This is a genomic window from Streptomyces zingiberis (genome assembly GCF_012034935.1).
Classification (GTDB): Bacteria; Actinomycetota; Actinomycetes; order Streptomycetales; family Streptomycetaceae; genus Streptomyces; species Streptomyces zingiberis.
Window position 1 is genome coordinate 1 of sequence record NZ_JAATEN010000014.1, and the last position, 12,426, is coordinate 12,426.

A 12,426-nucleotide genomic window follows, 5' to 3' on the forward strand; every position below is an offset into this window, starting at 1 on the left:
CCCCCCCCCCCCCCCCCCCCCCCCCCCCCCCCCCCCCCCCCCCCCCCCCCCCCCCCCGCCCCCCCCCCCCCCCCCCCCCCCCGCCCCCCCCCCCCCCCCCCCCCCCCCCCCCCCCCCCCCCCCCCGCCGCGCCGCCGGGCCGTCTCCGGCGCGCGGGTGCGGCTCCGCCGGGTGCCCACCGGGCGCGGGGGCCGGCCCGGGCCCGGCTGCCCGGCCGTGGTGCCGGAGACCCTGGCGGCCGTCCCGCCGGGCCCGGCCGGGTACTGTCGGCCGCGATGGACAAGACCCTGCTCGTCACCAACGACTTCCCGCCCCGCCCCGGCGGCATCCAGTCCTTCCTGCACAGCATGGCGCTGCGGCTGGACCCCGGCCGTCTCGTGGTCTACGCCTCCACCTGGAAGGACGGCGCCGAGGTGGCCCGGTTCGACGCCGAGCAGCCGTTCCCCGTCGTCCGGGACCGCGCGACCATGCTGCTGCCCACGCCCCGCGCGACCCGCCGCGCCGCGGAACTGCTCCGGGAACACGGCTGCACCGCGGTCTGGTTCGGCGCCGCCGCCCCGCTGGGGCTGATGGCGCCCGCCCTGCGCCGGGCCGGCGCCCGCCGTCTCGTCGCCACCACCCACGGCCACGAGGCGGGCTGGGCCGCGCTGCCCGGCGCCCGCCGGCTGCTCCGCCGGATCGGGGAGTCCACGGACACGCTGACGTATCTGGGGGAGTACACCCGGTCCCGTATCGCCGCAGCGCTCACCCCGGAGGCGGCGGCCCGGATGACGCATCTGCCGCCGGGCGTCGACGAGAAGACCTTCCACCCGGGCTCCGGCGGTGACGCGGTGCGGTCGCGGCTGGGGCTGGCCGGCCGGCCCGTCGTGGTGTGCGTCTCCCGGCTGGTGCCGCGGAAGGGGCAGGACACCCTGATCCGGGCGCTGCCCCAGGTGCGGGCTGCCGTACCGGACACGGTGCTGCTGATCGTCGGCGGCGGCCCGTACCGCCGGGACCTGGAGCGGCTGGCCGCCGAGCGGGGGGTGGCGGACGCGGTGCGCTTCACCGGCCCCGTCCCGGCCGCCGAGCTGCCGGCCCACTACGGCGCGGGGGACGTCTTCGCGATGCCCTGCCGCACCCGCCGCGGCGGGCTGGACGTCGAAGGGCTCGGCATCGTCTACCTGGAGGCGTCCGCCACCGGTCTGCCGGTGATCGCCGGGGACTCCGGCGGCGCGCCCGACGCCGTGCTGGACGGGGAGACGGGCTGGGTGGTCCGCGGCACGTCGGTGACGGAGACCGCGGAACGCCTCACGAGCCTGCTGCGCGACCCGGAGCTGCGGGACCGGATGGGGGAGCGGGGCCGCGCGTGGATCGAGGAGCGCTGGCGGCGCGACCTGCTCGCCGACCGCCTGGCCTCGCTGCTCTGAGCCGCCCCGAGCCGCCCTGAGCCGCTCACGCCGGACGGGGCCGGCCCGCGGTCCCCGGCGTCCCCGGCGGGGACGCGACCCCGGCCGGCCGTGGTCACCTCGTGTACAGCGCGTCGATCTCGGTGGCGAAGTCCTTCGCCACCACCCCGCGCTTGAGCTTCAGCGACGGGGTCACGTGCCCCGACTCCTCGGTGAACTGGGCCGGCAGCACCCGGAACTTGCGCACCGACTCCGCCTGGGAGACGGCCGCGTTGCCGTCGTCCACCGCCCTCTGCACGGCCGCCAGCAGTTCCGCGTCCTCCCGCAGATCGGCCGGGGTCAGCTCCGCGGGCCTGCCGTGCTCCGCCAGCCAGCGGGGCAGGAACTCCTCGTCCAGGGTGATCAGCGCGCCGACGAACGGCCGGCCGTCGCCGACCACCATGCACTCGGCGATCAGCGCGTGCGCCCGGATGCGGTCCTCGATCACGGCCGGGGCGACGTTCTTGCCGCCCGCCGTCACGATGATCTCCTTCTTCCGGCCGGTGATGCGCAGGTAGCCGTCCTCGTCCAGGGTGCCGAGGTCGCCGGTGTGGAACCAGCCGTCGGCGAGCGCCTCGGCGGTGGCCGCCTCGTTGTTCCAGTAGCCGGTGAAGACGTGCTCGCCGTGGAGGAGTACCTCGCCGTCGTCGGCGATGCGCACCACCGAGCCGGGCAGCGGCTGGCCGACCGTGCCGATCTTCTGCCGGTCCCAGGGGTTGAAGGCGGTGGCCGCGCAGGACTCGGTGAGGCCGTAGCCCTCCAGGACGGTGAAGCCGATGCCCCGGTAGAAGTGGCCCAGCCGCTCGCCCAGCGGCGCGCCGCCGGAGATGGCGTGCCGGGCCCGGCCGCCGAGCGCGGCCCGCAGCTTGGCGTAGACCAGCTTGTCGAAGACGCGGTGGGCCAGCCGCAGCCGGAGGGAGGGGCCGCCGGGGGCGTCGAGCGCGCGGCTGTAGGCGATGGCCGTGTCCGCGGCCTTGTCGAAGATCCGGCCCTTCCCGTCGGCCTGGGCCTTGGCGCGGGCGGAGTTGTAGACCTTCTCGAAGACCCGGGGCACCCCGAGCACCATCGTCGGCCGGAAGGAGCCGAGTTCCTCGGTGAGCTGCTTCACGTCCGCGCAGTGGCCCAGCCGGATCGGCGCGAGGACGGCCGCGACCTGCACCAGCCGGCCGAAGACGTGGGCGACGGGCAGGAACAGCAGGACGGAGCACTCGCCGGTGCGGAACAGCGGGCGCAGCCGCTCCACCACGTTCCCGGCCTCGGCGAAGAAGTTGCGGTGCGTCAGCACGCACCCCTTGGGGCGGCCGGTGGTGCCGGAGGTGTAGACGATGGTGGCGGGGGAGTCGGCACCGGCCAGCGCGGCGCGCTCGTCGGCCTCCTCGTCGGTGATCCCGGCGCCCTGCTCGCGCAGCAGGTCCACGGCGCCCCGCTCGATCTGCCAGACGTGCAGCAGCCCGGGCAGCCGCTCGCGGACCGTGTTCACCGCGCCGGCGTGCGCGTCCGTCTCGACCAGGCAGGCCACCGCGCCGGAGTCGCCCAGGATCCAGGCGATCTGCTCGGGTGAACTCGTCTCGTAGACGGGGACGGTGACCCCGCCCGCGCCCCAGATCGCGAAGTCCAGCAGGGTCCACTCGTAGCGGGTGCGGGACATCAGGCAGATCCGGTCGCCGGGGCGGACCCCCGCCGCGATCAGGCCCTTGGCCACCGCCCGGACCTCGGCGAGGAAGGCCGCCGCCGTCACGTCCTCCCAGCCCCCGTCGCGCTTCCGGGAGAGGACGGCGACCTCGGGGTGGAGCGCGGCGTTGCGTCGGATCAGATCCGTCAGGTTCCCGTCCGCGGGGACCTCGTACAGGGCCGGAAGGCTGAACTCACGCAAGACTGCTTGCTCCTCACAGGCGCCGGTGGCTCCACGTCGTGTCCGGGTCGTGTCCGGCGCTTCGCCGCGGCTGCTGTCCTTGATCGGGGGCTTGGGACGGCGGGGACGTTACCCATCGGTATGCGCTTCCCGGTAGGGGGGTCGTCCAGATGTTCTCCTCGTCACACATGCCCGGGAGTGCCACGGCATGCACGCGGAAGACTAGTGCACCGCACTCCGGCGGCCCGAGGAAGCGCAGGTGGCCTGAGGAAGCGCAGGTGGGCGACGGTCTCCCGGACCGGGCGGCGGGGCGTTAGGGTCCGCTTCATGCGAGTCCATGTGGTCAGCGACGTGCACGGGAACAGTGCGGATCTCGCCCGGGCCGGAGACGGCGCGGACGCCCTGGTCTGCCTCGGCGACCTGGTGCTCTTCCTCGACTACGCGGACCGGTCGCGGGGCATCTTCCCCCGGCTCTTCGGTGTGGAGAACGCCGAGCGCCTCGTCGAGCTGCGCGCCGCCCGGCGTTACCACGAGGCCCGTGAGCTCGGCGCCCGGCTCTGGGCGGGCGTGCGCGGCGGCGACGGGGGCACCGGCGGCCACGGCGGCGCCGTTGAGACGGCGGTCCGCGAGCAGTACACGGAGCTGTTCGCCGCCTTCCCCCGCCCGACCTACGCCACCTACGGCAACGTCGACATCCCCTACCTCTGGCCCGAGTACGCCGGGCCCGGGGTCACCGTCCTCGACGGCGAGCGTACGGAGATCGGCGGTCTCGTCTTCGGCTTCGTCGGCGGCGGCCTTCCCGGGCCCATGCGCAGCCCTTTCGAAGTCGACGAGGAGACCTACGCCGCGAAGGTCGCCGCCCTCGGCGCGGTCGACGTGCTCTGCTCGCACATACCGCCGGACGTCCCCGAGCTCTGCTACGACACCGTCGCCCGCCGCATGGAACGGGGCAGCGGCGCCCTGCTGGAGGCGATCCGTGCGACCCGGCCGCGCTATGCCCTCTTCGGCCACGTCCACCAGCCGCTGGCGCGCCGGATGCGGATCGGCGCCACGGAGTGCGTCAACGTCGGCCACTTCGCGGCGACGGGGACACCCTGGGCCCTGGAGTGGTGAGCCCGGGCGGTTCCGTGAGCCGCCCCGCGGCCTCCCCCCGAACTGCCGCGCGGGGCAGGGGCCGTCGGGCCGGGGCCCGGCGGGAGGGGCCGGCCGGGGTGCCCGGGGGTGCGCGGTAGCCTTCACCGACAGGGGCGAAGGCCGGACCCGACCGGAGCGCCCGACCGTAGTGGAGGAGCCCCCGCGATGGCGGAACACACCAGCTCGAGCATCACCATCGACGCGGCGCCGGCCGAGGTCATGGCGGTCATCGCCGACTTCGACCGCTACCCCGAGTGGACCGGTGAGGTCAAGGAGGCCGAGGTCCTGGCCAAGGACGACCGGGGCCGGGCGGAACAGGTCCGGCTGCTGCTCGACGCCGGCGCCATCCGGGACGACCACACCCTCGCCTACACCTGGACCGGCGACCACGAGGTGAGCTGGTCCCTGGTGAAGTCGCAGATGCTGCGCTCCCTCGACGGCTCCTACCGGCTGGCCCCGCTCGGCGGCGGGGACCGCACGGAGGTCACCTACCAGCTCACCGTCGATGTCAAGATCCCCATGCTCGGCATGATCAAGCGCAAGGCCGAGAAGGTCATCATCGACCGGGCCCTCGCGGGGCTGAAGACACGGGTCGAGAGCGGCGCGCGGGGCTGAGGTGGACGCGCGCGGCGGGCCGGGCGGCCCTCGGGGCGGCCCCGGTGGTTGCGGCAGCTCCGGCAGTCCCGGGGGTCCTGCCGCGTCCGGTGCTCCGTCCGCCCCTGGCGGGAGCGTTCCCCCGTCCGCGCCCGGCAGATCCGTTCCTCCGGCCGGGCCCTTCGTGTCCGCGCCGGCCGGCCCGTCGGCGGTCTCCTCCGCCGGCCCGGCGGCGCCCTCCGCCGTCCTCTCCGCGGGTGCCTCCCCGGATCGGTCCGTCTCCGTCTCCGTCTCCGGTTCCGCCTCCGGCTCCCCCTCCGCCGACGGCTCCGCCCCGGCCGTCGTCCGTACCGTGCTGGTGACCGGTCCCGGTGGCGCCGGGCGGACAACCGCCGCCGCCGCATCCGCCCTCGCTGCCGCCCGCGGTGGCCGGCGCGTCCTGCTGCTCACCACCGGTGCCCCCGGCGTCCTGGACGCGCTCATCGGCGTGGCCCTGCCGCCACCCGCCCCGGTCACCCGCCCCACGGCGGCCCCCGTCGCCCGGACCGGCCCCGCCGGACCGGCCGGCGCATCCGCCGGGCGCGGCCCCGTCGCGGCCCACCACGGCCCCGGGGCTCCCTGGACGGCGCCGGTGCCGGCGGCGCCCGGCCTGTGGGCCGCGCGGATCGACGGTGACGCCGCGCTCCGCGAGCGGCTGTTCGGGCTCCAGGAGCGCGCGGCCACGGCGCTGGACCTGCTGGGGGCCGCCCCGCTCGACCGCGACGAACTCGCCGTGCTCCCGGGCAGCCCGGGGCTCGCCCTGCTCCGCGCGCTGCGGGCGGTCCGCGCACTGCCGCCGGCCCCGCCGCTCCCCGGCCCCGCCCGGCCGCCGGCCGCCGAGACCTCCCCGGCCCCCGCCTCGCTGCCGGCCACCGGTGCGGGCGCGGACGGCGGCCACCGCGGCGCCGTCCCGTCGTCCGTCCCCTCACCCGGCGCGGACCCCCGGCCCGGCGCCGTTCCGGCGCGGATCACCGCCGGTTCCGCCGCCGCTGCCGCCTCCGGCTCCGCCCCGGCGCGCGAGGCCGCCGGCCCCCGGCCGCCCGGTGCCGTTCCCGGGGACGGCGGCGCCGGCCCGCACCCCGCCGTCCCGGAGACCTGGGACCTCGTGGTCGTCGATCTGCCGCCGGCCGCCGAGGCGCTGGCCCTGCTGGCGCTGCCGGAACGATTCGGCTGGTATCTGGACCGCCTGCTGCCCCCGAGGCGGCAGGCCGCCCGCGCACTGCGGCCCGTCCTCGCCCGGCTCGCCGGGGTGCCGATGCCCCCGCCCTGGCTCTACGAGGCCGCCGGGCGGATCCGCGCGGACCTGACCGCCGTCACCGGGCTGCTGGACGCGTCCACCACCACGCTGCGGCTGGTCGCCGAACCCGGCCCGGCCGCGGTGGACGCGCTCCGCCGGCTCCGCCCCGGGCTGGCGCTCCACGGGCACCGCGTGGACGCGGTGATCGCGGGCAAGGTGCTGCCCACCGGCTCCGCCGACCCCTGGCTCGCCTCCCTCTCCGGCGCTCAGCAGTCCGCGCTGAAGACCCTCCGCGCCGACTGGGCCGGCACCGGCGGCGGCACCGTCCTGCGGGAACTCCCGCACCTGGGACGGGAACCGCGCGGCCCCGGTGATCTCGCCGCGCTGGCCGCCGCCCTCGGGCCGCTCGCGGACGCCCCCTGGCCGGACGGGCCGGTGGCGGCCGGTCCCGCGTGGGCGGGCGGCCCGGTCCGCGCGGAGGCGGAGAACGGAGCGGCGGGTCACGCGGGCGCGGTACCCGCGCCGGGGCCCGTCGCCGGTGCCGGCCACCGCCCGGTGGAGGACCGGCGGGCGGCGGAGGGTGTGCTGATCTGGCGCATCCCGCTGCCCGGGACGGAGCGTGAGGAAGTGGAGCTGGTGCGGCGCGGGGACGAACTGATCGTCGTGGCGGGCGGGTTCCGCCGGATGCTCCCGCTGCCGTCGGCCCTCCGCCGCTGCACCGTCTCCGGCGCGGGGCTGTCCGGCGGCGAACTGCGGGTCCGCTTCGTCCCCGAGCCGGGACTGTGGCCCACGGCGCGCTGACGGGGCCGCCGCGGGCGGCCCGCCGGAGATGAGGCGGACCGCGTGGCACCGCACCAGCCGGGGTGGCGGCGTGCCCGTCCCGCCGGCCCGGGCCCGGTTCGGTCCTGCCGGTCCGGTCTCGCCGTCGTGTTCGTCCGGCCGGTCCCACCCGCCTGTCCCGTCGCTCCGCTCTCGTCGGTCCCGTCCCGCCGGGCCTGTTCTCCGGGACCGCCCCATCGGGCCCGTCCCGGCGTGCCCGATGGGGCCCGGGGCCGCCTTGGCGTGACCGCGTGACCGCGTGACCGCGTGACCGCGTGACCGCGTAACCGCGTGGCCCGGGGCCGTCCTGGCGTGCGCGCGGCCGGGGCCGCTCCGCACGGACCGCCGGGACGTCGCCCCGCTTCGGGTACCGTCGACGGAAGAGCCGTCCGCCGAGGCGTCCCACCGCCGAGATCCCGCAGCAGGAGCCCGCCATGAGCGATCCCACCGAGCGTCCGGGCACCGGCCCCGCAGGCCCCGCAGGTCCTGCCGGCTCCGGCGAGGGCGGCCCCGCCGACCCGGCCGCCGGCCCCGCCGCTCCGCACCTCGCGGCCGACCCCGACGCCTGGGCCACGGCCTGCGCCGAGGACCTCGCCGCGGAGAAGGCCCGCCGCCGCGGGCGGCAGGTGCCGCCGCCCGGCAGCGCGGCCGAGGAACTCCGCAAGCTGGCCGACGCCGTGGCCGACCGGCTCTCCTCGCTCCCGCTGTCGGTCGCCGGACCGGCCGCGCAGAGCACCGTCCAGCACCTGGTGGACCGCGCGCGGGCCGCCGTGGAACCCGTGGTGGAGCGGAACCCGGACGTCTTCGACCACCTCGCCGCCGCCGGTTCCGAACTGCTCGCCGCCTACCGGTCGGCGGCCCGCGCGCAGGAGCGCCGCTGGACCGCCGGCTCCCCGCCCGCCCCCGGCACCCCACCCGCCCCGGGCGCCCCCTCGGCCGGCGGCCCTCCCCGTCCCGCGCCCCCCGCCACCGACCCGAACACGGGCGGCCCTACGGAGTCCGGCGGGCCGAAGGGCGCGGGCCGGGACGGCGGTCCCGAGGGGACGACGGACGGGACGGACCGGCGGGACGGCCGGGACGACCCCGGGAGCCCACCGGGAAGCCACCGCATCGACCTCGACTGACCACGCCTCCGGTACGGTTGGTCACGCAGCGGGGATCGACCGGACAACTGAGGGACACATGGCACTCACCATCGGCGTCGACATCGGCGGCACGAAGATCGCGGCCGGCGTGGTCGACGAGGAGGGTTCGATCCTCGGCACCTGCACGGTGGCGACCCCGTCCACCACGGGAGGCGTCATCGACGCCATCGCCGAGGCCGTCCGCACCGTCAGCTCCGGCCACCAGGTCGAGGCCGTGGGCATCGGCGCGGCGGGCTACGTGGACGACAAGCGGGCCACCGTCCTCTTCGCCCCCAACATCAACTGGCGGCACGAGGCGCTGAAGGACAAGGTCGAGCAGCGGGTCGGGCTCCCCGTCGTCGTGGAGAACGACGCCAACGCGGCCGCCTGGGGCGAGTACAAGTTCGGCGCCGGCGCGGGCCACGAGGACGTCATCTGCATCACCCTCGGCACCGGCCTGGGCGGCGGCATCATCATCGGCAACAAGCTGCGCCGCGGGCGCTTCGGCGTCGCGGGCGAGTTCGGCCACATCCGCGTGGTGCCGGACGGGCTGCTCTGCGGCTGCGGCAGCCAGGGCTGCTGGGAGCAGTACGCCTCCGGGCGCGCCCTCGTCCGCTACGCCCGGCAGCGTTCCGTGGCCACCCCCGAGCAGGCGGAGATACTCCTCGGCCTCGGCGACGGGACCCCCGAGGGCATCGAGGGGCGCCATGTCAGCCAGGCCGCGCGCCAGGGGGACAAGGTCGCCGTGGACTCCTTCCGGGAGCTGGCCCGCTGGGCCGGGGCGGGCCTCGCCGACCTGGCCTCGCTCTTCGACCCGTCGGCGTTCATCATCGGCGGCGGCGTCTCCGACGAGGGCGACCTGGTGCTGGAGCCGATCCGCAAGTCCTTCCGGCGCTGGCTGGTCGGCAGCCAGTGGCGGTCACACGCGCAGGTCCTCGCCGCCCAACTCGGCGGCAAGGCCGGCCTGGTCGGCGCCGCCGACCTGGCCCGCCAGGGCTGAGCGGACGGCCCGCGTCCGGACCCCGGGCGCGGCGCCCGATCCGGCTCCGTGACCGGCGCCCGGGAACCACGGCCCGCGGCGGAGCGGGAGACGGGCACGGAGCACGGCGGAACACGAGGGAGCGGTGGCGCGTGGGCACGGCGGAGAACCCCCGGCGGACGGCACCGGCGGACGGCCCCGGCCACCGCCGCCCCACCGGCCCCGCGGAACCGGTCCCGCCCGGGGAACCGGCGCCCGGGTCCGGGCGGCCGGACGGGCCGGACCGGCCGGTTCTGCCGGACCTGCCGGCCTCCCGTACCGAGCCCGACGGCTCCGCCGTCATCCGCGTGCTCAGCTACAACGTCCGCTCGCTGCGCGACGACCGGGCGGCGCTGGCCCGGGTCATCCGGGCCTGCGCCCCCGACCTGGCGCTGATCCAGGAGGCGCCGCGCTTCTTCCGCTGGCGCAAGGCCGTGGCCGGGCTGTGCCGCGCCACCGGACTGGTGCACGTCACGGGCGGGGCCACCGCCACCGGCCCGATGATCCTCACCTCCCTCCGCGCCCGGGTGGAGCGGACGGAGGACGTCCTGCTGCCGCTCACCCCCGGGCTGCACCGCCGTGGGGTCGCCACGGCGCTGCTCGGGTTCGGGCGCGCCCGGATCACCGCCGCGAGCTGCCATCTCAGCCTGGCGGCGGCCGAGCGCGAGGCGCAGGCCGGCCTGGTGCTGGACCTGCTCGGCCGGCAGGCGGAACAGACGGGAACGGCACACGCGGTGCTCGGCGGCGACCTCAACGACCGGCCCGGGGGACGGGCCTTCCGCCGGCTCACCGGCGGACTGCGGGACGCCTGGTCCGTGGCGCCCTGGGGCGGGGAGTACACCTCGACCCCCGGCCGGCCGCACCAGCGCATCGACGCCGTGCTCGCCACGGACGGCGTGGAGATCCTCGGCTGCGGGGTGCCCGACGGGCTCCCGGGGATCAGCCGCGCCGACCTGCCGGCGGCGACGGACCATCTCCCCGTGCTGGCGGCCCTGCGCGTCCCGGCCGCCGCAGACCCGCGCCGGGGCTGAGCGCCGCCGCCCGCGCGAGGGGCCGGGCCGGCATCCCGGCGACGGAGGCCGGGGCGGGAGCGTGCGGTCCGCGGCCCCGGGCGCCCGGCCGCACGCCGGTGGCCCCGGTGCCGGAGGCCACGCGCGGCCGGGCGGGCGCGCTCCTCGGGCCGGACCGGAACCACGGCTCCTGGGGCGGAGGGACGGGAGCCGCGCCGGACGGCGAGCCCACCTCCGCCCGGGCCCGGCACGCACCGGGCGGCATCCCGGCATCCCGGTGCCCCGGCGCGGACGGGGCGCCGCCCGGACCGGTGGGGCGCGGACCGGCCGGGTGAGAACCGGCCGGCCCGGCGCGGATCAGACCACGGCGCCCCGGCCCGGGTCGTCGTCCTCCTCGTCGTCGTCCCGCATCCGCGCGATCAGTGTGGCGAAACCGCCCAGGAAGCCGCCGATCCCCAGCGTGGAGATCCACCAGGTGACCGGCTGCTGGAGCAGCACGGTCACGATCAGCAGCAGCGGACCGCCGAGCACCGCCAGCCAGGCGAACTTGGTGGTGGCGTCCGTCTCGGGGAGGGGCGGCGGCTCGGGCGGCACGAAGTGGTCGTCGTCCCCGGCGCCGCCCTGTCCCGGGGCTCCTGAGCCGCCCGGGCCGCCGGCCTCGGAGTCCGGGTCGTCCGGGTCGCGCGGGCTCCAGTCGCGCGGTCCCATGCCGGCCGGGAAGAGGACGCTCGACCCCAGCGGGCGGTTGACCGGGCCGGTGCCACCGCTGCCCGCGGAGTCCCCGGGGTCTGCCCCCGGGCGGCCGGCGGAGGGGTCCGCGGCGCCCGCCGTAGGCTCCGCCGTGCCCGTGCCCGTGCCCGTGCCCGAGGCGGCGCCGTCGGCCGGGGGACGCGCGGCGCCCTCCGTCCCGGCGGGCCCCGCGGCCCCGGAGGGGTCCCCGGGGTCCGGCGCCGCGCCGGCGGTACCGGCCGTGCCGCCGGTCCCCTCCCGCTTCTTCCAGCCGGGGAAGCCGGCGGCGTCGGGGAGGGAACTCCCGCGCCGCCCCGGTTCCTTCGTCCCCGGGCCGGACGGCTCCCCGGTGCCCGCCCCCGCCGGGCCGGGCGGCTCGTCCGGGAAGCGCGGCTCCTCGCCGTACCCCGCGACGATCGCCGCCCAGGCGGCTTCCTCGTCGAACGGCTCCGGGCCGTCCTCGCGCCCGGTGCCGGTACCTCGCTCAGCCACCGGTCGCCGTCCCCTCGTGCGGCCCGCGGGCCGTTCCGCCCGCCGTGTCCTGCGTCGTGCCCGTCACCGTCTCCGCCCCCGCATCCGTCGCCGCATCCCTCGCCGTGTCCGCTCCCGCGTCCGGCCCCGTGCCGGTGTCCGCCCCCGTGTCCGCCCCGGCCGTGGCCGTCTCCTGGCCCGAGAGGCGCCGGACGAACTCCCAGGACTTCTGGAAGATCAGCTCGGCGTCGTGGTCCAGCGTCGCCACGTGGTAGCTCCGCTCCAGCACGACCTCAGTGAGGTCGGCCGAGGTGACCCGGTCCAGGATCCGCGCGGAGTCGGCGGGCGGCACCACATGGTCCCGCGCGCTGTGCATCAGCAGCAACGGCTGTTTCACCCGCGGCAGTTCGGCGTCGAGCACGCGCAGGAAGCCGCGGAACGAGTGGGCCGCGTGCAGCGGCACCCGGTCATAGGCGGCCTCCTGTGTCCCGCCCTTGGCGATGTCGCTCGCCAGCCCCTTGGTGGTGCGGACGAGGTGGCGGGCCACGGGCAGCGCGTACGCGGAGAGCCCGTGCACCCGGTTCGCCGGGTTGACCAGGACGAGACCCGCGACGCCGTCCCCGTGGCGGACGGCCAGCCGCAGGGCCAGCGACCCGCCCATCGACAGACCGAACACGAAGACCCGGCGGCAGCGCGCGGAGAGCGCCCGCAGCGCCCGGTCGACCTCGGCGTACCAGTCCTGCCAGCCGGTGAGCTGCATGTCCTGCCAGCGGGTGCCGTGCCCGGGCAGCAGCGGCAGCGACACCGTCAGCCCGCGCTCCGCCAGGAATCCGGCCCAGGGGCGCAGTGACTGCGGTGAGCCCGTGAAGCCGTGGCAGAGCAGGACGCCGATGTCCCCGCCGTCGTGGTGGAACGGTTCAGCTCCGGGGAGGACCTGCACCGGAGGTCTCCTGTTCGTCGTGGTGATCCAGGGGT

Annotated in this window: 9 protein-coding genes and 1 pseudogene; 7 read left to right on the forward strand and 3 right to left on the reverse strand. The window is 77.6% G+C overall.

Annotated features, from left to right (window positions below):
• Positions 1 to 275: 275 nt before the first annotated feature.
• Positions 276 to 1,406, forward strand: coding sequence for a glycosyltransferase family 4 protein (locus HCK00_RS17805; RefSeq protein ID WP_168102980.1), 1,131 nt, complete (start codon positions 276 to 278; stop codon positions 1,404 to 1,406).
• A 94-nt stretch (positions 1,407 to 1,500) separates the two neighbouring features.
• On the opposite strand, the gene HCK00_RS17810 is transcribed toward HCK00_RS17805, so the two are convergent.
• The gene (locus HCK00_RS17810) at positions 1,501 to 3,297 is read right to left on the reverse strand and encodes an AMP-dependent synthetase/ligase (protein ID WP_168102981.1); all 1,797 of its coding nucleotides are present in this window, start codon (positions 3,295 to 3,297) and stop codon (positions 1,501 to 1,503) included.
• A 306-nt stretch (positions 3,298 to 3,603) separates the two neighbouring features.
• On the opposite strand from HCK00_RS17810, the gene HCK00_RS17815 reads away from it, so the two are divergent.
• The 6 genes and pseudogenes from HCK00_RS17815 (at position 3,604) to HCK00_RS17840 (ending at position 10,272) form a co-directional block, all read left to right on the forward strand.
• Positions 3,604 to 4,389, forward strand: coding sequence for a metallophosphoesterase family protein (locus HCK00_RS17815; RefSeq protein WP_168102982.1), 786 nt, complete (start codon positions 3,604 to 3,606; stop codon positions 4,387 to 4,389).
• Positions 4,390 to 4,575: 186 nt separating this feature from the next.
• On the forward strand, positions 4,576 to 5,025 hold the full coding sequence (locus HCK00_RS17820) for an SRPBCC family protein (protein ID WP_168102983.1): 450 nt from the start codon (positions 4,576 to 4,578) through the stop codon (positions 5,023 to 5,025).
• Positions 5,026 to 6,139: 1,114 nt separating this feature from the next.
• Positions 6,140 to 7,081: pseudogene (locus tag HCK00_RS28845) on the forward strand (ArsA family ATPase); the annotation flags it as partial.
• A gap of 452 nt (positions 7,082 to 7,533) precedes the next feature.
• The gene (locus tag HCK00_RS17830) at positions 7,534 to 8,223 is read left to right on the forward strand and encodes a DUF5304 domain-containing protein (protein ID WP_168102984.1); all 690 of its coding nucleotides are present in this window, start codon (positions 7,534 to 7,536) and stop codon (positions 8,221 to 8,223) included.
• Between the two features lie 58 nt (positions 8,224 to 8,281).
• Positions 8,282 to 9,223 (forward strand): ROK family glucokinase, encoded by a 942-nt coding sequence (locus HCK00_RS17835; RefSeq protein WP_168102985.1) that lies wholly within the window; start codon positions 8,282 to 8,284, stop codon positions 9,221 to 9,223.
• Between the two features lie 272 nt (positions 9,224 to 9,495).
• Positions 9,496 to 10,272 (forward strand): endonuclease/exonuclease/phosphatase family protein, encoded by a 777-nt coding sequence (locus HCK00_RS17840; protein ID WP_168103098.1) that lies wholly within the window; start codon positions 9,496 to 9,498, stop codon positions 10,270 to 10,272.
• Positions 10,273 to 10,608: 336 nt separating this feature from the next.
• Here HCK00_RS17840 and HCK00_RS28515 read toward each other — a convergent pair whose 3' ends face one another.
• A complete protein-coding gene (locus HCK00_RS28515) occupies positions 10,609 to 11,472 on the reverse strand; it encodes a hypothetical protein (protein ID WP_168102986.1) in 864 nt (287 codons plus the stop codon).
• On the reverse strand, positions 11,465 to 12,391 hold the full coding sequence (locus tag HCK00_RS17850) for an alpha/beta hydrolase (RefSeq protein WP_168102987.1): 927 nt from the start codon (positions 12,389 to 12,391) through the stop codon (positions 11,465 to 11,467). Before HCK00_RS17850 ends, HCK00_RS28515 begins: the two co-directional genes overlap by 8 nt.
• Between the last annotated feature and the right edge of the window lie 35 nt (positions 12,392 to 12,426).

Bases quoted from the DNA above. Each gene is read 5' to 3' on its own strand.
- HCK00_RS17805 (WP_168102980.1), top strand. From the start codon at position 276: ATGGACAAGACCCTGCTCGTCACCAACGACTTCCCGCCCCGCCCCGGC.
- HCK00_RS17835 (WP_168102985.1), top strand. From the start codon at position 8,282: ATGGCACTCACCATCGGCGTCGACATCGGCGGCACGAAGATCGCGGCC.
- HCK00_RS17815 (WP_168102982.1), top strand. From the start codon at position 3,604: ATGCGAGTCCATGTGGTCAGCGACGTGCACGGGAACAGTGCGGATCTC.
- HCK00_RS17820 (WP_168102983.1), top strand. From the start codon at position 4,576: ATGGCGGAACACACCAGCTCGAGCATCACCATCGACGCGGCGCCGGCC.
- HCK00_RS17830 (WP_168102984.1), top strand. From the start codon at position 7,534: ATGAGCGATCCCACCGAGCGTCCGGGCACCGGCCCCGCAGGCCCCGCA.